Source organism: Arthrobacter sp. R3-55, assembly GCF_054161505.1.
This window is the reverse complement of record NZ_CP096423.1, coordinates 1,870,876-1,893,627: the sequence shown is the minus strand read 5'-3', so window position 1 is coordinate 1,893,627 and position 22,752 is coordinate 1,870,876. Positions and strand designations below refer to the sequence as shown.

Below are 22,752 nucleotides of genomic sequence, written 5' to 3'. Positions count from 1 at the left end.
GGCTATGTGGGTAAACCCACCCGGAGCACTGCTGTGGAGGAAGAGTCAGCAGTTAGTTGCCCAGATCACCGAGGTCTCCGAGGCCCCCATCCTTCGGCAAGGCGAGGTCTTCGCTGCGGGGCAGTTCTTCGACGTTGACGTCCTTGAACGTAATGACGCGGACATTCTTGACGAACCGGGCTGAACGGTAAACATCCCACACCCACGCATCCTGCAGGGTCAGGTCAAAGTAGACTTCGCCATCCGCGCTGCGGGCCTGTAGGTCCACGTGATTGGCCAGGTAGAAACGCCGCTCAGTTTCCACAACGTAGCTGAACAGACCGACAACGTCCCGGTACTCGCGGTAGAGCTGAAGCTCCATATCGGTTTCATAGTTCTCAAGGTCCTCGGCGCTCATACTTCCATCTTGCACTATCTGCCGGGCGGCAGCCGCCACCGAAGGTCTCACATCGGCGCCGGTCAGGCCGCAGCGCCGAACTGTAGGTACTCAGTCAGCCTCGGGCCCCGTGAGGTTCCAACTGGTCCGGTGATAGGCGCTGGGCCCTTGGAGCCGGATCACGTCCCTGTGGGCGGAGGTGGCATAGCCCTTGTTTTCGTTCCATCCGTAGGCAGGGACCTCCGAGTGGAGATCCACCATGATGCGGTCACGGGCCACCTTGGCAAGGACACTGGCGGCGGCGACGCTGAGGCAGCTCATGTCCGCCTTGACCCGGGTATGGACGGGTGCTTCGCACCAAGGGCCCAGGGCCGGCTCGTCAAAGAGGGAGGCCTGGACATCCGGTGACAACCAATTGTGGCTGCCATCCAGCAGAACAACATCGGGGGTGACACCGCCGGCCAGGATCTCGCACCACGCCCGGGTGCCCGCCAGGCGAAGCGCGGCAATGATGCCAATGTCATCGATTTCCCGCGCCGAGGCATGCCCCACCGCCGAGGCAATTGCCCAGTCACGGACCAGGGGCTCCAGCCTGTCACGGTCCTCGGGCTTGAGAAGTTTGCTGTCCCGGACATCGGCCAACAAGCCATGGTCCTCGAGGCTCACCACGGCTATCCCTACACTGACGGGCCCTGCCAGCGCCCCGCGGCCCACCTCGTCCACGCCGGCCAGCAACCGGACACCGGGCGACAAGAAGGACCGTTCCACGTCAAGGGTGGGGAAACCCACAAGGCTCTTGGCCTTGGTGGCGGGTTTGGCCTTCTTGTTGCTCTTGGCCGGAGACTTGGCCTGGGTCTTGATCTTGGAGCCGGCAGCCGTTGTTGCCATTATTTTGCCGGGGTGCTCTCGGGGACGTCGCGGAAGACGTCCGGGAAGTTGTCGAGGTAGGTCCAGCGATTCACGGGCCAGGCTATGACAGTAGCCCGACCTTCAATGTCTTCGATGTTGATGAAGCCGCCGTTGCTCTCCTGGTGCGCCCGGGAGTCTGCCGAATGATTACGGTTATCACCCATTACCCAGACCTTGCCCTCTGGAACAACAATGTCGAACGCATTCGGCTGCGGTATCTCGGCAGGGTTGATGTAGGTCTCATCCAACGGCACACCATTAATACTGACACGCCCCTGGGCATCGCAGCAGGAAACCCTGTCACCGGGAAGCCCGATGACACGCTTGACGAGGTGCTGCTCATTGTCATCGGCAGCCAAGCCCACAAATTCCAGTGCGTCCCCTACCCAGTCCATGGGGCCGGCGGGCTTCTTGGCAACCGGCGTCAACCAGCTCTGGGAATCCTTGAACACCACAACATCGCCGCGTTGCAGGGCGAAGGGTTCAGGAACCAGCAAATTGATGAAGATACGGTCATTGACGTCCAGGGTGCTTTCCATGGATTCCGACGGAATATAGAACGCGCGGAAAAGGAAGGTCTTCAGCAGGAATGACAGCACCAGCGCGATGGCCACCACGGTCACGATCTCTTTGACCCAGACCAGGACAGGATTCTTGCGTGGCTTCTCCACTGCGTGGGCGCCGCCCGTAGACTCCCGGGAATCAGCCACCCCGGGGGCAGGTGCCGTTACGTCCGAGACCCGCGCGTCGTCGTCGTACCGCTCGGGATTCTCTGGAGCTTTGTCCGGCATCTACTGTCCGTTCTTCGATATTTCGGCCTGCGGAGAGCGAGGCATTTCTGCAAATCTATCAAGTGGCCAGATGATCCGGACCGGTCGGCCGATCACGCGTTCCACGGGAACCATGCCGCCACCCGGCGCACCCAGCAGTCCCCGGGAGTCTGCAGAACGGGAGCGGTGGTCACCCATCAGCCAAAGCCGGCCATCAGGGACCACGACCTCGAATTTCTGCTTGCTGGCCTCATCCCCCGGATACACGTAGGGTTCCTGAAGCGGCTCACCATTGACCGTGAGGAGGCCGTTGGAATCACAGCACTGGACGCGGTCCCCCGCAACGCCGATGACCCGCTTGACATAGGTGGTGTCGCTGCCGGTCAGTCCAAACCATTGGCTTGCGGCCGATACGGCGTCGACAAAAGGACCTTGTCCGCTGCTCAGCGGAGCGAACGAGCCCCGGCCGTCGAAGACCACGATGTCACCGCGGCGGATCGGCTCGGAAGTAAAGGCCGTACGTGACACCAGGATCCTGTCCCCTGCCCCGAGGAGGGGTTCCATGGATTCGGACGGGATGTAGTAAACGTCCAGCCACAAGGACCGGACCAGTCCGCTGATGGCCACGGCGAGGAGCAGTGCCAGGAAAACAAAACGCCAGCCCTGTTTCCGGGGCTGGCGTTCTGTTGTGTCCATGACTCGTATCCCTGTTGCGTTGCGGATTGCTCCGGAACTACCGGGCACGAATCCTGGACCCGTTGGTAAGTCGCAGGACTTACTTGGCGAAGTCGCGCTTTTCCTTGATCTTCGCAGCCTTACCGCGCAGTGCGCGCATGTAGTAAAGCTTGGCGCGGCGGACGTCACCCTTGGTGACGACCTCGATCTTGTCGATGATCGGGGAGTGTACCGGGAAGGTACGCTCTACGCCGACACCGAAGGAAACCTTGCGCACGGTGAAGGTTTCGCGAACGCCGTCACCCTGGCGGCCCAGGACGAAGCCCTGGAATACCTGGACACGGGAGTTCTTGCCTTCGATGATGTTGACGTGAACCTTGAGGGTGTCACCCGCGCGGAACTCGGGAACATCGTTACGCAGCGAGGCTGCATCTACGCTATCGAGGATATGCATTAATCCACTCCTGGTGAACGCCACAGGTCATTCACGTTGGGTTACGGCGGACAAGCCCGGGGCACGAAAGGCAACCGGAAATCTCCGCCGAAGATTCTTAGTGTCCGGCTCCGCCACTGATTGGCGTCGCCGGGTTGTCCGACTGTTGGCTGAACTCCCCCTGTGGCAGGTGTCAGCCCAGTAGACACAAGGGTTAATTCTGCCATATGCGCTGCCATCGGGCCAACTGCCAGGACTGGTCCGGCCGTTTGGGACGCTCGACGACGGCAGCGGACCTCAGTTTGCTGCCTCACCGCCGGGCCGGGGACGCAGGCGTCCGTCGACGACGTCGAATCCAAGGTCAGCGAGAGCGTTGCGGTCAGCGCGACTCAACGCACCGGCGTCGAACGCTTCCAAGAGGTCGGGCCGGCGCTCGGCCGTCCGCCGGAACTGCTCGTGCCGCCGCCACTGGGCGATCTTTCCATGGTTGCCGCTCAACAAGATGGGAGGGACGTCATGGTCGCGCCACGCCGAAGGCTTGGTGTAAACGGGGTACTCCAACAAGCCATCGGAATGGGACTCCTCAACGAGGGATTCCGGGTTGCCCACCACTCCGGGCAGGAGCCGTCCAATGGCCTCGACCATGGCAAGCACCGCCACCTCGCCACCATTGAGGACGTAGTCTCCGAGGCTGACCGGCCGGACAGTGAAGTGGTCCCGGGCCCAGTCGATGACGCGTTCGTCAATGCCTTCATAGCGGCCGCAGGCGAATACGAGCTGTTCTTCCTCGGCCAGCTCGTAAGCCAGCGCCTGGTTGAACCGCTCCCCCGCCGGCGACGGAACAATCAGTACCGGCTTGGCACCTTCACGCGCCCCCGCCACCGACTCGAGCGCCTGGGCCCAAGGCTCCGGCTTCATGACCATTCCGGCGCCACCGCCATAGGGAGTATCGTCCACGGTCCTGTGCTTGTCCGTAGTGAAAGAGCGCAAGTCATGGACGTTGAGTTCCAGCAGACCGTCCTGGCGGGCTTTGCCTATGAGCGAGAGCTCCAGCGGTGCAAGGTACTCCGGGAAGATGCTGACAACATCAATCCTCATTCAGGCTTCATCCCCTGCGCCGCCCTTGGGCTCCTCGGAGGAGTCGTCATTGACCTCAAAGAGACCGGCCGGCGGAGTGATCAGGATGTAGCCGTCCTCGACATTGACCTCGGGGACAATCTCCTCGACGAAGGGCACCAGGATTTCCTTGCCGTCATCCGTCTTGACCATCAACAGGTCCTGGACCGGCATGGTGTTGAGGGCGGCAACCTTGCCAACTACCTGCGAGCCAACCCGGGCCTCGAGGCCCACCAGTTCATGCTCGTACCAGCCTTCGTCGTCGTCCTCGTCGTCAAGCTCTTCGGTCTCGATGAAGAGCTTGGCACCACGGATGACTTCGGCCGCGTTGCGGTCTGCGATCTCGTCGAAACCCAACAGCAGGATGTCCTTGTTCCACCTGGCGCTGCGGATGGTCAACGGGCCTGCCGAGGCGGGCTCCACGATGAACTCGGTTCCTGGCACGAAGCGCTCGGCCGGTGCGTCGGTCAGTACCTGGACGGTCACCTCGCCGCGAATGCCATGGGGTTTGCCGATCCGGGCCACCTGGAGCTGCATGGGTTCCTCTGAATTCTTCTTATGCCCGCGCCCGCCGGGCAGCCACGGTTCTGAAATGGTGGATAAAGCAATCCGGCCCCTCCACCATATTCGGTGAAGGGGCCGGACTTAAGACAAGCAGTGCTGAGCGCGTTACCGGCGACGGTCGGTGTCGACGACGTCGACCCTGACCTGCTCGCCACCAGCCAAGGCTGCAACCACAGTGCGCAATGCGCGTGCGGTGCGTCCTTGACGGCCGATCACCCGTCCGAGGTCCTCCTGGTGAACACGCACCTCAAGGGATTCCCCGCGGCGGTTGTTCTTGGCACTGACCTTGACATCCTCAGGGCTGTCAACGATCCCACGGACCAAGTGCTCGAGCGCTTCTGCCAGCAACTTACTCAGCCTCGGTGGTCTCTGCTTCAGCCTCGGCCGGAGCTTCGGCTTCGTCCTTCTTGGCCTTCTTGGTGATGGCTTCCGGAATGATGACGGAACCCTTCTCCGGTGCTACGAAGGCTTCCTTCGGAGCTTTGGTCTTCAGGGTGCCTTCCTGGCCCGGGAGGCCCTTGAACTTCTGCCAGTCACCGGTGATCTTGAGGATCGCGGCAACCTGCTCGGTCGGCTGGGCGCCAACGGAGAGCCAGTACTGGGCGCGCTCGGAAGCGACCTCGATGTACGACGGCTCTTCGGTGGGGTGGTACTTGCCGATTTCTTCAATGGCACGGCCATCGCGCTTGGCGCGGGCATCCATGACGACAATGCGGTAGTACGGTGCGCGCATCTTACCGAAGCGCTTAAGGCGAATCTTTACGGCCACTTTTGTGGTCACTCCTGTTTCTGAAACGAGGTGAACCCGACGTTCTGCACCCGTGGGGCGGGCCATACTGGACGGTTCGAAGGACAAGATACGTGCACGGAGAGAGGGGCCGCACCGATCGAGTACCTGTCTATTGTGCCAGATGCCCGGAGCAAATACGACTTACGCCACCTGGGTCCGTGTGTTGTTGCTCACCCGAGGGTGGAAACTGGGGCCCGAGCGCGGGCCCGGGTGCTATTCGGACCAGACGTAGAGGCCGGAACGTTCAACCTTCTCGACGTCGGTTGCCAGGGCAGCCAACTGTTGAACGTACTGGCGGGATTGGGCGGCATCAAAGGGCATGTCGTCCTGGGCAGCCCAGGCGGCAGCAACGTCGTCGAGGACGTTGGAGTCACCTTCGCTCTCATAGGTCAGCAGTTCGGCCAGCGCACGCACCATGGCCTCGGGGACTCCGAGGAGCGCGTCACTGGTCACATCAACCAGGGCAAGTTCATAATCAGCACCCGCTGCGTGGACCGCTTGGCCCGCGAGGTCGCCCAACTGCTCCACTTCGAAGTCAGTGATGCCGTCAATCCTGACGGCGGGGCCGGCGACGTCGGCGCCCTTGTCCAGGGCAGCTGCCCTCTTGAGTGCTTCATCGTGGGTGGCAACAAAAATTTCGGCAAAGCCCATGGAAAGTACTCTCATTCCTTCGTGCTGACGGGGCGGCGGCACACAACCCGAATGGTTCCGTGCCGTCACTGCCCAGCCTAGTGCAGCAGATGCGACGCGGCTTAGCGAACTGCGACCCGCAACTTGTTCCGCCACGGATCCTCAAAGTGAAGCTCGGCACCGGTGTGATGATTCTCCACGCCTGCAACCTTCAAACGATCCGCCAGGGCGGCTACGTCCTCGGCACCAGGGACTTCAATGAGCACTTCCCCCAGACCCAGAGTGTCCTTCCGGGGGCCGGCACCACGGCTGTTCCAGACATTCATGGCCATGTGGTGGTGATAGCCGCCGGCGGAAACGAACAGCGCCTGACCATGCCAGCCCGCGGTCCGCTCAAAACCAAGGGTTTCCACATAGAAGCGCTGGGCAGTTGCGACGTCACCTACCTGCAAGTGGACGTGTCCGATTCCCGCCGCCGCCTGGTGTTGGCCGGTCACCGCAGCTTCGTTGAGGTGCTGTTGGAGGAATCGCTGCGGCGGCAGGGCCACATTGTCCATCACCACGCTCTTGCCGTCCCACTGCCACAGTTCCCGCGGCTTGTCATAGTAGAGCTCAATGCCATTGCCCTCGGGGTCTGTGAAGTAGAACGCTTCGCTGACCAGGTGGTCGGCGCTGCCCGCAAAGGCGCGGGGCTCGTATTCGGCGGCGGTAGCGATCGTCGCGGCCAGGGACGGCTGGTCTTCGAACAGGATGGCCGTATGGAACAGACCCGCCTCCCCGCGGCCTGGAATCCGGAGGCCGGACGCCGGAGCGAGATGCACCACCGGCTTCCCGACGCGCCCAAGATACAAACCGCCGTCCTGCTCGGCCACGATTTCCAGGCCAAGGGCCCGCTGATAATAGTCACTCATGACCTTCATGTCGCCAACCTTGAGCATTACCGTGCCCATGGTGAGTTCAGCCGGCAGAAGATCCTGGCTCAATGGTGTGGTCATGCGAAGCTCCTGTTTCCGCGGTGCCGCCTATCGACACCTTCTACAGACTAAATTACTTGAAGCTTCAATTTATTCCTAACGAACCAGTGAACCACGAAGAACAATGTGTTGGAGGCGGGAAACACTCTCCAGCCGGAGCCGCGGATCCTCGGAACACAGCACGACGTCGGCGCTCGCCCCTTCGCTGATCCCTTCGGCTCCCAGCCACTCACGGGCGCCCCAGGTTGCGGCGTCCAGGACCGCCGCCGGCGGCAGGCCGGCGTCGTGCAGTTCTTTCATCTCATCGGCGATCCTGCCGTGCCTGATCACACTGCCGGCATCCGTGCCCGTGTAGATTGACACGCCCGCCTCAAAGGCCTCCAGCACACGCTCGCGCCGCCGCTCCCACAGACGCATCATATGGTCCGCGTAGTCGGGAAACTTCGGAGCAGCCTGGGCGGCAATATCGGGGAAGGTGGCGATATTGACCAGCGTGGGAACGATCGGCACGGACTGCTCCACCAAGCGGGGAATGTGCCGCGGCAGCAGGCCCGTTGCATGTTCAATGCAATCAATATCGGCATCTAGCATGTGGTCGATGGTGTCCTCGGCAAAGCAGTGCGCGGTTACCCTGGCGCCCTCATCGTGGGCGGCGGAGATGGCGTCCTTCACGATGTCGGCCGGGAACGAGGCGGCGAGATCGCCGTGGCCCCGGTCAATCCAGTCCCCCACCAACTTCACCCACCCGTCACCGTCCCGGGCTTCCTTCCGAACCGTCTCGACGAGATCGCCGGGTTCGATTTCGTGGCCCAACCCACGGATATACCGCCGGCTCCGGGCAATGTGCCGGCCCGCCCGGATCAGCCGGGGCAAGTCTGTACGCTGCTGGACCCATCTGGTGTCGCTGGGAGACCCGGCGTCGCGGATCAACAGCGTACCGGCGTCGAGGTCGGCCCGGGCCTGGGCAAAGGTGGCCTGCTCGCCAACGGCGCCGCCCACTCCCAGACCAATGTGGCAGTGAGCGTCAACAAAACCCGGGAGGACCCAGCCATCCAGTACACGGTCCGGCGCCTTCGCGGGACGGACAAAGGTCAGGATGCCGTCCACGGACCACATCCCGTGGCGTTCCTCGCTGCTCGAGACGAGCACGGGTCCGGAAAATTCGATGGTGGCCATGGAAAAAGCCTAGTCTGCCGCAGTGCCTTGAAGGTTGGTGCACGCATGTGACTGGGTGCCTGTTGGCAGCTGTGGTAGCTTCGTCTACGACCACACGGGTGCCCTTGCAGGGGCTGAGATCGGACTGAAGCAGTCTGCGACCGTTGAACCTGTCCGGGTAATGCCGGCGAAGGAAGTGAGTAATCCTTTGAGCACCACCAAAACACAGCACAGCCCTGCCCAAAATGCGGTTGGATCCGCGACCCAGGCCATGAAGTCCCATTCCTTGGCCTACCGCGAGGATAAGGAGAACGGAATCCGGGTTCCCTTCACGGAGATCGCGCTGGAACCTTCCCCGAACGGCAAAGCCAACCACCCGTTCCAGGTGTACCGCACGGCAGGTCCCGGCAGTGACCCCATCATGGGATTGGAACCATTCCGCGCTGCCTGGATCGAGGACCGCGCAGACACCGAGGCCTACTCCGGGCGGCAACGAAACCTGCTCGATGACGGAAGGTCCGCGGTTAGGCGCGGGGAAGCATCAGCGGAATGGAAGGGCGCGAAACCAGTGCCTCGACGCGCCGTCGAAGGTAGGACCGTCACGCAGATGCACTATGCCAGGCAGGGGATGGTGACTCCTGAGATGCAGTTCGTCGCACTGCGGGAAAACTGTGATGTTGAGCTGGTCAGAAGCGAAGTAGCCGCGGGGCGGGCCATCATTCCCAACAACATCAACCACCCCGAGTCAGAACCGATGATCATCGGCAAAGCCTTCCTGGTGAAGATCAATGCCAACATCGGTAACTCGGCAGTTACCAGCTCCATCGCAGAAGAAGTGGACAAGCTGCAGTGGGCTACACAATGGGGTGCCGATACCGTCATGGACCTTTCCACCGGTGATGACATCCACACCACGCGGGAGTGGCTGATCCGCAACTCCCCTGTCCCGATCGGGACCGTCCCCATCTACCAGGCCCTGGAAAAGGTTAACGGCGAAGCCAACAAGCTGACATGGGAGATCTTCCGGGACACCGTGATGGAGCAATGCGAGCAAGGCGTGGACTACATGACCATCCACGCCGGCGTGCTGCTGCGCTATGTGCCCCTGACGGCCAACCGGGTGACCGGAATCGTCTCCCGCGGCGGGTCGATCATGGCCGGCTGGTGCCTGGCGCACCACCAGGAAAACTTCCTGTACACCCACTTTGACGAGCTCTGCGAAATTTTCGCCCGCTACGACGTCGCCTTCTCCCTGGGCGACGGCCTGCGACCGGGTGCGATCGCCGACGCCAACGATGCCGCCCAGTTTGCCGAATTGGACACCCTGGCCGAGCTGACGCAGCGGGCGTGGGAGTTCGATGTCCAGGTCATGGTGGAAGGACCGGGCCATGTGCCGTTCCACCTGGTCAGGGAGAACGTGGAACGGCAGCAGGAACTTTGCAAGGGAGCTCCGTTCTACACCTTGGGACCTTTGGTCACCGATGTAGCCCCTGGCTATGACCACATCACCTCAGCCATCGGTGCCACCGAGATCGCCAGATACGGGACTGCCATGCTCTGTTATGTGACGCCCAAGGAACATTTGGGCCTTCCAAACAAGGATGACGTGAAAACGGGCGTCATCACCTACAAGATCGCAGCACATGCCGCCGACCTCGCCAAGGGCCATCCCGGGGCCCATGAACGCGACGATGCGCTGTCCAAGGCCAGGTTCGAGTTCCGTTGGCGCGACCAGTTCGCCCTCTCGCTGGATCCGGAGACGGCGGAAGCATTCCACGACGAAACGTTGCCGGCAGAACCTGCCAAGACCGCTCATTTCTGCTCCATGTGCGGCCCCAAGTTCTGTTCGATGCGCATCAGCCAGGACATCCGGGACGAATACGGATCAGCGGAAGCACAAGCAGCGATCACAGAAATGTACAGCGGCATGCGCGGGAAGAGCCAGGAATTCCTGGCCTCGGGTGGAAAAGTCTATTTGCCGGAACTTCAGGTCCCCACCGCAGTTGAGGCCGGTTCAGGAAGCCTGGACTGACATGGCCCGCCTGACGTCCGCAACAAACGAACGGATAATGTGATCTCCGTCCAGTGAGTCCTGGGGCCGGTGCCCTCCCGCTGCTACCCGGCGGAGGGCGCCGGTCTCCTGGAGATAACCGGCAATTTCCTCGTAGAGGGGTTCCCACCCGCCAGTGAGTACCAAGGTAGGGACGCCGGGGACAATGTGCAGCGGAGCATCCCATGGCGGGGCCTGGAGCCTGAGCCTGCGGGCTGAACGCCGGGCTTCGGGAGAATCCAATCCCCCGGTCTCGGCAGAGAACGCCCGGCGGTAGTACTCACGCTGGTAGTCGGCATCGTTGAGCTGGTTGCGGACATCGAACAGCGGCCCCATGAGGGCACGGTGGGATGCGGTGGCTGGAAGCTCGGCAGTCAGGGACAGGCAGGCAGGCTCAACCAGGCTCAGCGAATACACCAGGTCCGGGCGCTCGATAGCTGCAAGCATGGCGGAAATGGCACCTTGCTCGTGCGCAACCACATGGCCGCCGCCCGAATCCGCGAGGGCATTGATGACAATGGCAACGTCAGCGGCGACGCTCGATTCCAATGGTTCGGCAGCGGCGTCGAAGCCGTGCCGGCGTAGGAACAGCGCGTCATAGGCAAGGGCCATGCCGTGCTGTTTCGGCCAGGCAGCGGCACCGAAACTACCCAGGCCGTGAACGAAGACTACGCGCTGCTTATGCATTGGTTCAGCCTATTCCACGGCCCTGACATCCCAACTGCAAACGCCGTTGGGATGCCGGCCACAGCCTATTTACCGAGGAACTTCTCGAAGCCCTTGGGAAGGTTGAGCGAAGAGGGGTCGAAGTCCGCCGCGCCCTGTCCGAAAGCCGCACCCGACGGCGCTGCCGAGGCTGCGTTCGCCCGCTTGGCTTCGGCATCCCGCAGTTCCTGTGCGGCCTTTGCCGGATTGCCGGAACGAGCCTTCTTCTTGGGCGCATTCTTGCCGCCCTTGCGTCCTCCGCCCGGGCCGCCAAGGCCAGGCATTCCGGGCATTCCCGGCATGCCGCCGCCCTGGGCTAGCTTCTTCATCATCTTCTGGGCCTGGGCAAACCGCTCCAACAGGCCGTTGACCTCGGACACGTGGACGCCGGAACCCTTGGCGATACGGGCACGGCGTGAGCCGTTGATGATCTTGGGAGCTACGCGCTCGTGCGGCGTCATGGACCGGACGATTGCCTCGACACGGTCGATCTCCTTCTCATCGAAGTTCTCCAGCTGCTGACGGATGTTCTGCGCACCCGGCATCATCATGAGCATCTTCTTCATGGAGCCCATGTTGCGGATCTGCTGCATCTGGGCCAGGAAGTCGTCCAGGGTGAAGTCTTCCTGATCGGCGAACTTCTTCGCCATCCGGGCCGCTTCATCCTTGTCCCACGCCTTCTCAGCCTGTTCGATCAAGGTGAGGACGTCACCCATGTCCAGGATGCGGGAAGCCATGCGATCAGGGTGGAAGAGTTCGAAATCGTCCAGGCCTTCACCGGTGGACGCGAACATGACCGGCTTACCGGTTACCGAGGCCACCGAAAGCGCAGCACCGCCGCGGGCGTCGCCGTCGAGCTTGGACAGCACGATGCCCGTGAAGTTGACGCCTTCATCGAACGCCATCGCCGTGTTGACAGCGTCCTGGCCGATCATGGAGTCAATGACGAAGAGAACTTCGTTGGGGATGATCGCCTGGCGGATGCGGCGGGCCTGATCCATCATTTCGGCATCGACACCGAGGCGGCCGGCGGTGTCAACGATTACGACGTCGTGCAGCTTCTGGCGCGCTTCCTCAACACCGGCCTTCGCGACGGCTACGGGGTCCCCGGCAGGGTGCTCCAGCTCGGAAGTGGCACCGGGGTGCGGAGCGAACACGGGCACGCCCGCGCGCTGGCCAACCACCTGGAGCTGCGTGACTGCATTGGGACGCTGAAGGTCGCAGGCCACCAGCATCGGGCTGTGGCCCTGGGCTTTGAGCCATTTGGACAGCTTGCCGGCGAGGGTAGTCTTACCTGCACCCTGGAGGCCGGCGAGCATGATGATGGTCGGGCCGGTCTTAGCCAGGCGGATACGGCGGGTCTCACCACCAAGGATCTCCACGAGTTCCTCGTTGACGATCTTGACGATCTGCTGGCTCGGGTTCAGGGCACCGGAAACTTCGGCGCCCAATGCGCGCTCGCGCACACGGCCAGTGAACTCACGGACCACGGATACTGCGACGTCCGCGTCCAGCAGGGCGCGGCGGATCTCCCGGACTGTGGCATCAACATCAGCCTCAGTGAGGCGGCCCTTGCCACGAAGGTTCTTGAAGGTTGCTGTCAACCGGTCAGAGAGTGAATTGAACACGCGCCGTGCACTTCTTTCGATGGTCTGCGAATGGCGGCCAATGCGGCACACCACAGTCTTGACGATTGCCCCCAGCAAACATGCCTCAACCCAACAAATCTGAATCGACTAGGGGACTCGACTATCTAGGGTACCAAGTCGGACCTGCAAGATGGCATGCTGGCACAGTGACCAGTAAAACAACTGTAAAAACGTTGCTCATCCTCGGCGCGTCCGGGGACCTGACAGGCCGGCTCCTGCTGCCTGGACTCGCCGGACTGCTGGCTTCCGGCAAGGCTCCCGGATTGCGGCTGGCAGGTGCAGGCTCGGATCCCTGGACCCTTGAACAGTGGCGGGAACGGGTTCACGGGGCTTTCACGGCGGCCGCGGGTACAGCCGACGACGCCGGCCGGGCGGCTTTGGCAAACGTGGCCGGTGCCACGGAGTACCACCAGCTTGATGTCACGGCAGACGGCCCCCTGGCGGACCTGCTCTCGACCTTGGAGGGGCCGGTTGCCATCTACTTCGCCCTCCCGCCGCACGTCAGCCAGAAGGCCTGCGAGGTACTGCATAAAGATCAGTTGCCTCCCGGTACACGCTTGGTCATGGAGAAGCCTTTTGGCTCGGGAACCGAGTCTGCGCACCAACTGAACAAGACGCTGGCCGCCCTGGTCCCCGAAGACCACATCCACCGGGTGGATCACTTCCTGGGGAAGGCCACGGTACTGAACATCCTGGGGCTTCGGTTCGCCAACAGGTTCCTGGAGCCGGTGTGGAACCGCGACCACATCGAAAAAGTGGAAGTCATCTTCGATGAGGACCTCGCCCTTGAGGGCCGTGCCCGCTACTACGACACAGCGGGGGCACTGAGGGACATGGTCCAGAGCCATCTCCTGCACATCATGGCGTTCCTGGCCATCGATGCCCCGGCAACCATTGAAGAGCGCGACCTCCGTGACGCCGTAGCGACCGTCCTGAGGGCCAGCAGCATCAAGGCCCCTTACGCCGGCTCGACACGGCGTGCGCGCTACACAGCGGGAACCCTCGGCGAACGGAAGATACCGGACTATGCCACCGAGGAAGGTGTGGACCCGTCACGAAATACCGAAACACTCGCAGAGGTTCAGGTAGAGATCGAGAACTGGCGGTGGAAGGGCGTCCCGTTCATTTTGCGCTCCGGGAAGGCCATGGGACGCAGGCGAAAAGAAGCCATCATCACCTTCCGCCCCGTGCCCCACTTGCCGCGGGGATTCTCCGGCGTGGACTCCCCCAACCAGCTGCGGATCGGATTCGGTCCTGATGTGCTCCAGCTCGACGTGGACGTCAATGGCCCCGGCGACATCTTCACCCTGGATCGCGCCAGCCTGGTGACTGAACTGAACGCAGCCGGAATGCTGCCGTACGGCGAAGTATTGGAAGGCATCCTCAACGGCGACCCCCTCCTGTCCGTCCGCGGTGATACCGCAGAGGACTGCTGGCGGATCATCGAGCCGGTCCTCCGCGCTTGGGAGAGCGGCAGCGTCCCCTTGGAAGAGTACGACGCCGGCAGCGCGGGGCCGGCGGACTGGCCCACCGGCGTCGTGGAGTAAAGCCGGGACAAAGAGAACCAAACAGCGGGCCGGGTACCTTGAGAGGTACCCGGCCCGCTTCATGTGGAGTTGAGGACTTAGATCGCGGCTGCGCCGCGCTCGCCGGTCCTGACCCGTACTGCCTCGTAAACGTCCACGGTCCACACCTTGCCGTCTCCGGCACGGCCTGTATTTGAACTGGCGATGAGGACATCCAGGATGTCATCCGCCTGCTCGTCCGTGGCCAGTACTTCGATGCGGATCTTAGGCAGCAGATCCACGTTGTATTCTGCTCCGCGGTACACCTCCGTGTAGCCGCGCTGGCGTCCGTAGCCGCTGGCTGCACTGACCGTCAGGCCCTGGACCCCGTATGATTCGAGGCCTTCCCGGACTGCTTCAAGCTTTTCGGGACGGACGATCGCTGTGATGAGCTTCATGCCTGGACACTCTCCTTGCCTTCTGCGGGGGCCTTGGCTGCGGCGGGGTCGGACTTTCCTGTCACCGCATTGTGCAGCGGCTGGAAGCTGCCACCGTGGCCGTTGACTCCGAACTCGTAGGCCGTCTCAGCGTGGAGGCTGAGATCGACGCCAACGTTCTCCTGCTCCGTGGAAACCCGGAAGCCCATGGTCTTGTGGATGGCGAAGGCGATGATGGCCGTCATGATGGCCGAGAAAGCAATGGCGATGCCGGCCGCTGCGAGCTGTGCCCACATCTGGGTCCAGCCCCCGCCGTAGAAGAGGCCGCCGCCGACTCCGTCAGTGGACTTGGCGATGAAGCCCAATGCCACGGTGCCGATGATGCCGGAGACGAGGTGGACGCCCACAACGTCCAGGGAGTCATCGAAGCCCCAACGGAACTTCAGGCCAACTGCCAGGGCCGAGGCAACACCGGCCACGACACCCAGGCCGAGGGCGCCGATGGGGTCTACGTTTGCACAGGCCGGGGTGATGGCTACCAGACCGGCTACGACACCTGATGCTGCGCCGAGCGAGGTCGGGTGGCCGTCACGAATGCGTTCGGTGATGAGCCAGCCGATCATGGCTGCTGCCGGGGCTGCCAGGGTGTTGATCCAGATAAGGCCTGCCTGCTCGGCGGTGGTTGCTGCGCCGCCGTTGAAACCGAACCAGCCGAACCAGAGGATTGCAGCGCCGAGCATGACGAACGGGATGTTGTGGGGACGGTGGTTCGGGTCCTTGCCGAAGCCGCGGCGGTTGCCGATGATGAGGACCAGGACCAATGCCGCGACGCCTGCGTTGATGTGCACAACGGTGCCGCCGGCGAAGTCGATGGCCGGGCCGAGGGCCTTGCCGATCGCACCTTCAGGCCCGAACAGCCCGCCGCCCCAGACCATGTAGGCCAGCGGGCAGTAAACCAGGGTGACCCAGACCGGAACGAAGATGCTCCAAGCACCAAACTTGGCCCGGTCAGCGATCGCACCGCTGATGAGGGCAACGGTGATGATGGCGAAAGTGGCTGCGTAGCCGATCTTGATCATGGCGTCCGGAGTGGTTTCAACTCCCATCAGGCCGAAGGAAGCGAACGGGTTGCCCACGATCTCCATGAAGCCTTCGCCGGAGCTCATTGAGGCGCCCCACAGTACCCAGACGACCCCCACGATGCCGATGGAGATGAAGCTCATCATCATCATGTTCAAGGCTGCTTTGGCGCGTGTCATGCCGCCGTAGAAAAATGCCAGACCAGGTGTCATGAACAGCACAAGTGCAGCCGCCACCATGACCCATACGTGACCTGCGGTAAGTTCCATGGTGCACGTTCCTCTCTTGCTAGATCTGCGGTTCAACCGCTGTCCTGACGCCGTTTGCGTCCTGCTTAAGAGTTTTGTGCCGCCGTGTTTCACCTGCTCGGGTTTTATATTGCGCGCCGGTTACAACAACCTCCCCAACGTAAATGGTGCATATCTCCGGTGTTACGGATATGTTTCAGGCGTCGGACTTCTCCGGAAATACGCAGCTTTTGACCATCCGGCCTCCATGGCCCTCCACCACCGCTAAGGACCCGCCCCGTATGACCGAGACGCCCAGATCCGTCAAAGCTCCAAGGATCAGGCAGGAGAAAGCACCGTTGCCCCGCGATATTAAGGTGATGTTGGCCGCAGCGTTCCTGATCGCCCTGGGATTCGGGCTGGTGGCGCCCGTGCTGCCGCAGTTCGCTACCACCTTCGACGTCGGCGCTACCGCCGCCGCGGTGATCGTGAGCATCTTCGCGTTCATGCGCCTGGTGTTTGCTCCGGCGGGTGGCGCCTTGATCGGCCGCTTTGGAGAACGCAACGTCTACGTGTCCGGTTTGCTGATTGTGGCCGTGTCCACGGCGGCGTGCGCGTTTGCCCAGGATTACTGGCAACTGCTGATCTTCCGGGGCCTCGGCGGTGCCGGCTCGGTGATGTTCACTGTTGCCGCCATGGGATTGCTGATTCGCCTTGCACCTCCCGAACGGCGCGGGCGGGTGTCCGGCGCGTACGCCTCTGCCTTCCTGATCGGCAGCGTGCTGGGTCCGGTAGTGGGAGGCCTCCTGGCCGGTTTCGGTCTCCGGGTACCTTTCCTGGCGTACGCAGGAGCACTTCTCATAGCCGCATTGGTGGTCCGTACCATGCTGAGCGGCGAGGGCAATGCCGCCGAAGACGCTGCTCCGGCACCGGCCATGACCCTGAAGGAAGCCCTCTCGGACTCGGCCTACCGCGCTGCGGTCTTCTCAAGTTTCGGCAACGGCTGGGTGACGTTCGGCGTCCGCATGGCCACCATTCCCCTGTTTGCCGTGGCTGTCCTGCAATCCGCACCTGAGACGGCTGCGTGGGCTTTGGCCATCTTTGCCGTGGGTAATGCCTTGGCGTTGACCTTTTCCGGACGTTTGGCCGATGCCTGGGGGCGGAAGCCGCTGCTGATCCCGGGGCTGGTCATCACGGCTGTGTCCACAGGCTTCATCGGCCTGACCACGGACCTGGCGGGCTTCCTCATCGCTTCAGCCGTGGCCGGGTTCGGGTCCGGCTTGTTGGGTCCTGCCCAGCAAGCCGCAGTCGCTGATGTCATTGGCAGGGGACGTTCCGGTGGCAAGGTACTGGCAGTCTTCCAGATGGCGGCCGACACGGGCGCCATCATCGGCCCGGTTGTAGCCGGCCTGATCGCCGACCGCCTAGGCTATGGTTGGGCATTCGGCATCACCGGAGGCGTGCTCCTCCTCACCGCCGTGGCGTGGCTGCCGGCCCGGGAACCCCTTAAACCCAAAAACTGACCGGCGGCAGTGGTGCTCCTGGGTGTCAGGACCACCACTGCTGCCGGCCAGCCGGATAAGGGTGCGGGTGCGCTAGTTGAGCAGCGCGTCCACGAAGCTTTCGGCGTCGAACGGTGCAAGGTCATCCGGGCCTTCGCCCAAGCCAATGAGCTTCACCGGGACACCCAGCGACTTCTGGATGGCCACCACAATGCCGCCCTTGGCGGTTCCATCCAACTTGGTCAGCACGATGCCGGTGATGTTCACCACTTCGGCGAACACCCGTGCCTGGTTGAGGCCGTTCTGTCCTGTGGTGGCGTCCAGGACCAGCAGGACCTCGTCCACCTCAGCCAGTTTCTCAATCACGCGCTTAACTTTGCCGAGCTCATCCATCAGGCCGGTCTTGTTCTGGAGGCGTCCTGCGGTATCCACCATGACAACATCGACTTCCTGGTCGATCCCGGCTTTCACGGCTTCGTAGGCCACGGAGGCGGGGTCGGCGCCGTCGATGTCGGACTTGACGGTGGGAACTCCAACACGCTGTCCCCAAGTGGCCAACTGCTCGGCCGCCGCGGCGCGGAAGGTGTCGGCTGCGCCCAGCAGGACGTCCTTGTCTTCGGCAACCAGCACACGTGCCAGCTTGCCCACGGTGGTGGTCTTGCCGACGCCGTTCACGCCAACAACCAGCACGACGGCGGGACGGTCGCCCTTGCGCTCAACGTTCAGGGAACGGTCCATGCCGGGATCCACCAGCTTGATGAGCTCCTCACGCAGCATCGCCTTGACATCTTCAGGGCTGCGGGTGCCCAGAACCTTGACGCGTTCGCGCAGGGCATCGACCAACTGCATGGTGGGTTCGGTGCCAAGATCGGCCAGGAGGAGCGTCTCTTCAACCTCGTCCCACACGTTTTCATCGATCTTGTCGCCCGACAAGAGAGCCAGGAGGCCCTTGCCCAGAATGTTATTGGACTTGATCAGGCGGGCCCGAAGGCGGGTAAGCCTGCCTTCCACCGGCGCGGGAGTGTCAATCGCGATGGTTTCGAGCCCGGCCGCGTCATCCGGGACATCGGTATCCTCGACGGTTCCATCGAAAGTGGGAGCCGGGGACTTCACCGCGTCCGGGCGGTCTTCCACCAGGGTTCCGCCGCCCGCTGCCGGCGACTGCAGGGGGTCATTGGCATCCCGGGTTCCAGGGTACTTCGCCCCGGACTTCCGGGCCTTCAAAAGAACCGGTACGAGTCCGCCGACCACCACGAGGGCAGCGAGAATGGACAGAATTATGGGTAGGAAATCGTTCACTCCCCTACCTTCTCATAAAGCTACGCCCCGGCACCGAGCCTCTGGCTGATGACGGTGGAGACACCGTCGCCACGCATGGTCACACCGTACAAGGCGTCGGCCACTTCCATGGTGCGCTTCTGGTGTGTGATAACGATCAGCTGGCTGGACTCACGCAATTCCTCGAAGATGGTGATGAGCCGGCCCAGGTTGGTGTCGTCCAGTGCAGCTTCCACCTCGTCCATGACGTAGAACGGCGATGGGCGGGCCTTGAAAATTGCTACCAGGAGTGCCACGGCCGTGAGGGAACGTTCACCGCCGGACAGCAAAGAGAGCCTCTTGATCTTCTTGCCTGCAGGCCTGGCCTCCACTTCGATGCCCGTGGTCAGCATGTCATCGGGGTCCGTGAGTACCAACTTGCCTTCGCCGCCGGGGAAGAGCCGGGCAAAGACGTGATCGAACTGGGCCGACGTGTCGGCAAACGCTTCGGCGAAGACCTGCTGGACCCGGGCGTCCACCTCTTTGATGATGTCCAGGAGGTCTTTGCGGCTGGATTTGAGGTCTTCGAGCTGGGAGCTCAGGAATTGATGCCGTTCCTCCAAGGCGGCGAACTCCTCCAGCGCCAGAGGGTTCACTTTGCCCAGTGCGGCCAGCTCCCGCTCAGCCTTTTTAAGCCTCTTTTCCTGCTCCGCCCGGACGAACGGAGTGCCTTCAATGATCGCTTCGCCGTGCTCGTCCACGGGAGCCCTGAGTTCAGCCCACTTGTCGGCGGTGGCTCCGGCAGGCACTGGAACCGGGAGGTGGGGGCCATAATCGGCAACGAGTTGTTCGGCCGTGAGTCCCAGTTCCTCAATGGAACGTGTTTCGAGTGCCTCGATTCGAAGGCGCTGCTGGGTCCGTGCCATCTCGTCCCGGTGCACGGAATCCGTCAGCTCAGCCAGTTCCCGGGCGAGCGCCTCGTTGCCGGACCGGACCTGAGTCAGTTCCGTCTCCAGCCGTTCCCGCGTCTGCTCTGCAAGATCGCGTTGCCGGCTTGCAAGCTCCACGGAGACGTCAATAAAGAGGAGCGCCTGCTCTACCGCTGACGCCACAGCCGCCGCACGCTGCGCCTGGGCACGGCGTCGTTGCGCCCTGCGGGCTGCCTCTTCACGGGCACGCCGTTCCGTTGCAGCTGCCCGTTCAAGGGACGCGGCCCGGTTGCTGATGGCTCCCAGTTGCTCTTCCGCGGTCCTGAGAGCCAGCCGGGCTTCTGTTTCCAAGGAACGGGCAATCCGTGCCTGGGCGGCGAGTTCGTCGCGCTGATCCGTGGATGGTTCCTCGTCCGGGGCCTCCTGTGCGGCGGCAAGCCGTTCCGCGGCAACTTCAAGGTCCAGTTGGGCTTCGGCGATGTTTGCTTCTGCCTTCGCCATGGAAGCGGCGAGCCGATCGCTTTCGCCCACGGCGCTGCGGAGGACGGAATTAAGGTGGCCCAGGCGCTCGGCCACGGCCGCCAGACGGGCATCGGACTCATGCAGACGCTCCAAGGCAGCATCGGCCCGGTCCTGCGCTTCGGCGCGGCGGGACTGGGCGTTGGCCAGGGCGAAGCGGCCACGCTCCAAACGGGCGGTGACCTCCTGGAGGCGGGCACCGGCGTCGTCCACTGCTGCCTGGACCTCCAGCAGGGACGGAGCCGTGGAGGAACCGCCGGTGACGGTCAAGGCCGTGAAAACGTCGCCCTCACGCGTGACCGCCTTCAGGTCCGGGTGTTCCTTGACCAGTACTGCTGCGGACTGGAGATCATCGACGACGACGGTCCCCACCAACAAGGCCAACGCACCTTGGGCTGCGGGATCGGAAATTTTCACGACGTCTGAAGCCCAGCGGCTGGAGGCGGGAAGCGACAGCCCCGCGGGAGCTTCGGCACCGCCGGCAACGTCGCCGGCCAGGAGCAAGGCCGCGCGCCCGGCGTCGTCGTCTTTCAATGACGTGATGGCCGCCCGTGCGTTGTCAGCGCTATCAACCACCAAGGCGTCAGAGGCATTTCCCAGAGCAGCAGCGACGGCGGCCTCGAACCCCGGCTCAACAGCCACCAGCGCAGCCAAGGGCCCCAGGATGCCCTCTGCCGAAAGCAGGGCGCCGGAACCGTCCTTGCGGTTGAGGCCCAGTTGAAGGGCGTCCCGGCGCGCCGTCAAGGCATCCCTCTCGCGGACAGCTTCCCGCTCCGCGGCCTTCAGTTCCTCGATTTCGGCAAGGACGGCGTCCAGGACATCATTGGCATTTTCATAGTCGGCGTCCAAGCTCTCTTCGCCGTCCTCCACACCTGCCACTTGGGATTCAAGTGCAGTGAACTCGCTCTGGGCCTTCCGGCGACGCTCATCGCCGGATGCGAGGGATTCCCTGAGCCGGCCCCGTTCAGCTTCGGCAGCCTCGGCCTTGGACCTGGCAGCGGCCACCTGGCCCGCAAGCCTGGCCAGGCCTTCCCTGCGGTCGGCTGCGGCGCGCAACATGGCCGTCAGCCTCTTGTCCTCAGCGGCTGCCAGCGATTCAGCGGAGTCCTTGGCTACGGTGGCTTCAAGAAGCGCGGCTTGCTTGGCCAGGATGTCATGCTGCAGTGCAGACTCTTCTTCGCGGACCCGGGCCGCCTGGCGTTCCAGCTGTTCCGGATCCCTGCCTGTCTCACCCACAGCCTCCGAGGACCCCAGGAGCCTGCGGCGTTCAGAAGCCAGGGAGCCCAGGGATCGTAACCGCTCCCGGCCGGCGGAGAGCTGGTACCAGTGATCGCGCGCGGCATTGAGCTTCGGGGTTGCTTCGGCAGCCTGCTGTTCCAGGGCAGCCTGACGCCGGCGCCCGGTTCCCATTTCCGCTTCCACCACTTGGCGTCGTTCTTTCAAAGCGGCTTCGTCGGCAACATCCTTCTCAAGGCTGGACGTGAGCTGTACCAGGTCATCGGCCAGGAGGCGGGCCCTGGCGTCCCGGACATCGAACTGGACCGTCTGGGCGCGGCGGGCGATTTCGGCCTGTTTGCCCAACGGAGTGAGTTGTCGCCGGATTTCGGCGGTGAGGTCTCCGAGCCTTGCCAGGTTGGCCTGCATTGCTTCGAGCTTGCGGACAGTTTTTTCCTTGCGCCGGCGATGTTTGAGGATGCCCGCGGCTTCCTCAATGAAGCCACGACGATCTTCCGGTGTTGCGTGCAGGACCCGGTCCAGTTGCCCCTGGCCCACAATGACATGCATTTCCCGGCCCAGGCCGGAGTCGGACAGAAGCTCCTGAATATCGAGGAGCCGGCACGGCGCACCATTGATGGCGTACTCGGATCCACCGGTACGGAACAGCGTCCTGGAGATCGTGACTTCGCTGTACTCGATAGGAAGGGCGTTGTCGGCGTTGTCTATGGTGAGGGCCACGTGGGCTCTTCCCAGCGGGGGCCGGCCGGAGGTTCCGGCGAAAATGACATCCTCCATCTTGCCGCCGCGGAGGGTCTTGGCACCCTGCTCCCCCATCACCCAGGCCAAGGCATCCACCACATTGGATTTGCCTGACCCGTTGGGACCGACAACAGCAGTGACTCCGGGTTCGAAGTCGAACGTCGTGGCCGACGCGAACGACTTGAATCCTCGGACAGTCAAACTTTTCAAGTGCAAGGCGCTTCGGATCTCCTGGGTGGCCCGGGTGGTTGTGTCCCCTAAATCTACTGCCGTTTGAACGAAATCCACGGATCTGTTGCCGGAACGCCTTGTGGTCGGCAAGCCACGCCCCTACACTCCTGCCAAGGGCTACTTGGCTTGTTGGTTCCGGTGATCCTGCCGCAGCATGAATTTCGGTTCGGCTGTTGCGGGATCAGGTCCCGATGTTCGGAACGTCAAGACAAGTGCTGACTGCCTGTGTTGCACAACTGAAGATCTTGGTTTGACCCTGGCTGGGGAGCGGCAAGCAGGGACCGTGCGTGAA

21 protein-coding genes and 1 riboswitch are annotated in these 22,752 nt (G+C 62.9%); of the genes, 3 read left to right on the top strand and 18 right to left on the bottom strand.

Annotated features, from left to right (window positions below):
- Window positions 1–52: 52 nt before the first annotated feature.
- From M1D51_RS08835 to M1D51_RS08780, 12 genes are all read right to left on the bottom strand, one after another.
- Window positions 53–397 (bottom strand): DUF2469 domain-containing protein, encoded by a 345-nt coding sequence (locus M1D51_RS08835; protein WP_018776202.1) that lies wholly within the window; start codon window positions 395–397, stop codon window positions 53–55.
- Between the two features lie 90 nt (window positions 398–487).
- A complete protein-coding gene (locus M1D51_RS08830; protein ID WP_458109237.1) occupies window positions 488–1,264 on the bottom strand; it encodes a ribonuclease HII in 777 nt (258 codons plus the stop codon).
- Window positions 1,264–2,076, bottom strand: coding sequence for a signal peptidase I (gene lepB / locus M1D51_RS08825; protein ID WP_458109236.1), 813 nt, complete (start codon window positions 2,074–2,076; stop codon window positions 1,264–1,266). Before lepB (M1D51_RS08825) ends, M1D51_RS08830 begins: the two co-directional genes overlap by 1 nt.
- A complete protein-coding gene (gene lepB, locus M1D51_RS08820) occupies window positions 2,077–2,751 on the bottom strand; it encodes a signal peptidase I (RefSeq protein WP_458109235.1) in 675 nt (224 codons plus the stop codon).
- Between the two features lie 79 nt (window positions 2,752–2,830).
- Window positions 2,831–3,184 (bottom strand): 50S ribosomal protein L19, encoded by a 354-nt coding sequence (rplS, locus tag M1D51_RS08815; RefSeq protein ID WP_014922079.1) that lies wholly within the window; start codon window positions 3,182–3,184, stop codon window positions 2,831–2,833.
- Between the two features lie 276 nt (window positions 3,185–3,460).
- Window positions 3,461–4,261 (bottom strand): tRNA (guanosine(37)-N1)-methyltransferase TrmD, encoded by an 801-nt coding sequence (gene trmD / locus M1D51_RS08810; protein WP_458109234.1) that lies wholly within the window; start codon window positions 4,259–4,261, stop codon window positions 3,461–3,463.
- The gene (rimM, locus tag M1D51_RS08805) at window positions 4,262–4,816 is read right to left on the bottom strand and encodes a ribosome maturation factor RimM (protein WP_458109233.1); all 555 of its coding nucleotides are present in this window, start codon (window positions 4,814–4,816) and stop codon (window positions 4,262–4,264) included.
- A gap of 132 nt (window positions 4,817–4,948) precedes the next feature.
- Window positions 4,949–5,191 carry an RNA-binding protein gene (locus tag M1D51_RS08800; protein WP_011775119.1) on the bottom strand — a complete coding sequence of 81 codons (243 nt, stop codon included), beginning with the start codon at window positions 5,189–5,191 and terminating at the stop codon, window positions 4,949–4,951.
- 1 nt (window position 5,192) lies between these two features.
- Complete coding sequence (gene rpsP / locus M1D51_RS08795; protein WP_017199647.1) at window positions 5,193–5,612, bottom strand: 30S ribosomal protein S16; 420 nt, start codon at window positions 5,610–5,612, stop codon at window positions 5,193–5,195.
- A gap of 234 nt (window positions 5,613–5,846) precedes the next feature.
- Complete coding sequence (locus M1D51_RS08790; protein ID WP_458109232.1) at window positions 5,847–6,284, bottom strand: hypothetical protein; 438 nt, start codon at window positions 6,282–6,284, stop codon at window positions 5,847–5,849.
- 101 nt (window positions 6,285–6,385) lie between these two features.
- Complete coding sequence (locus M1D51_RS08785; RefSeq protein WP_458109231.1) at window positions 6,386–7,258, bottom strand: VOC family protein; 873 nt, start codon at window positions 7,256–7,258, stop codon at window positions 6,386–6,388.
- Between the two features lie 75 nt (window positions 7,259–7,333).
- Entirely contained in the window at window positions 7,334–8,413 is a 1,080-nt protein-coding gene (locus M1D51_RS08780) for an amidohydrolase family protein (protein ID WP_458109230.1), read from the bottom strand.
- Window positions 8,414–8,497: 84 nt separating this feature from the next.
- Window positions 8,498–8,605, top strand: a riboswitch (TPP riboswitch).
- Between M1D51_RS08780 and thiC the strand changes: the two genes are divergently transcribed.
- Entirely contained in the window at window positions 8,601–10,424 is a 1,824-nt protein-coding gene (thiC, locus tag M1D51_RS08775) for a phosphomethylpyrimidine synthase ThiC (RefSeq protein WP_458109569.1), read from the top strand. (Overlaps the previous riboswitch by 5 nt.)
- Here thiC and M1D51_RS08770 read toward each other — a convergent pair.
- Together M1D51_RS08770 and ffh are read right to left on the bottom strand one after the other, a co-directional pair.
- Window positions 10,407–11,129, bottom strand: coding sequence for an alpha/beta fold hydrolase (locus M1D51_RS08770; RefSeq protein ID WP_172324552.1), 723 nt, complete (start codon window positions 11,127–11,129; stop codon window positions 10,407–10,409). The two genes, thiC and M1D51_RS08770, sit on opposite strands and share 18 nt — an antisense overlap.
- Before the next feature lie 65 nt (window positions 11,130–11,194).
- Entirely contained in the window at window positions 11,195–12,775 is a 1,581-nt protein-coding gene (gene ffh / locus M1D51_RS08765; protein WP_091550278.1) for a signal recognition particle protein, read from the bottom strand.
- Window positions 12,776–12,942: 167 nt separating this feature from the next.
- Here ffh and M1D51_RS08760 point away from each other — a divergent pair, with 167 nt between their 5' ends.
- Complete coding sequence (locus M1D51_RS08760) at window positions 12,943–14,343, top strand: glucose-6-phosphate dehydrogenase (protein WP_458109229.1); 1,401 nt, start codon at window positions 12,943–12,945, stop codon at window positions 14,341–14,343.
- Window positions 14,344–14,420: 77 nt separating this feature from the next.
- Here the strand turns inward: M1D51_RS08760 and M1D51_RS08755 are convergent, their stop codons facing one another.
- The gene (locus tag M1D51_RS08755; protein WP_011775128.1) at window positions 14,421–14,759 is read right to left on the bottom strand and encodes a P-II family nitrogen regulator; all 339 of its coding nucleotides are present in this window, start codon (window positions 14,757–14,759) and stop codon (window positions 14,421–14,423) included.
- Entirely contained in the window at window positions 14,756–16,087 is a 1,332-nt protein-coding gene (locus M1D51_RS08750) for an ammonium transporter (protein WP_172324550.1), read from the bottom strand. Before M1D51_RS08750 ends, M1D51_RS08755 begins: the two co-directional genes overlap by 4 nt.
- A 260-nt stretch (window positions 16,088–16,347) precedes the next feature.
- On the opposite strand from M1D51_RS08750, the gene M1D51_RS08745 reads away from it, so the two are divergent.
- Window positions 16,348–17,568, top strand: a complete 1,221-nt coding sequence (locus tag M1D51_RS08745) for an MFS transporter (RefSeq protein WP_458109228.1) — start codon at window positions 16,348–16,350, stop codon at window positions 17,566–17,568.
- Between the two features lie 72 nt (window positions 17,569–17,640).
- On the opposite strand, the gene ftsY is transcribed toward M1D51_RS08745, so the two are convergent.
- On the bottom strand, window positions 17,641–18,846 hold the full coding sequence (gene ftsY / locus M1D51_RS08740; protein ID WP_172324548.1) for a signal recognition particle-docking protein FtsY: 1,206 nt from the start codon (window positions 18,844–18,846) through the stop codon (window positions 17,641–17,643).
- Between the two features lie 20 nt (window positions 18,847–18,866).
- The gene (gene smc / locus M1D51_RS08735; protein WP_458109227.1) at window positions 18,867–22,445 is read right to left on the bottom strand and encodes a chromosome segregation protein SMC; all 3,579 of its coding nucleotides are present in this window, start codon (window positions 22,443–22,445) and stop codon (window positions 18,867–18,869) included.
- Between the last annotated feature and the right edge of the window lie 307 nt (window positions 22,446–22,752).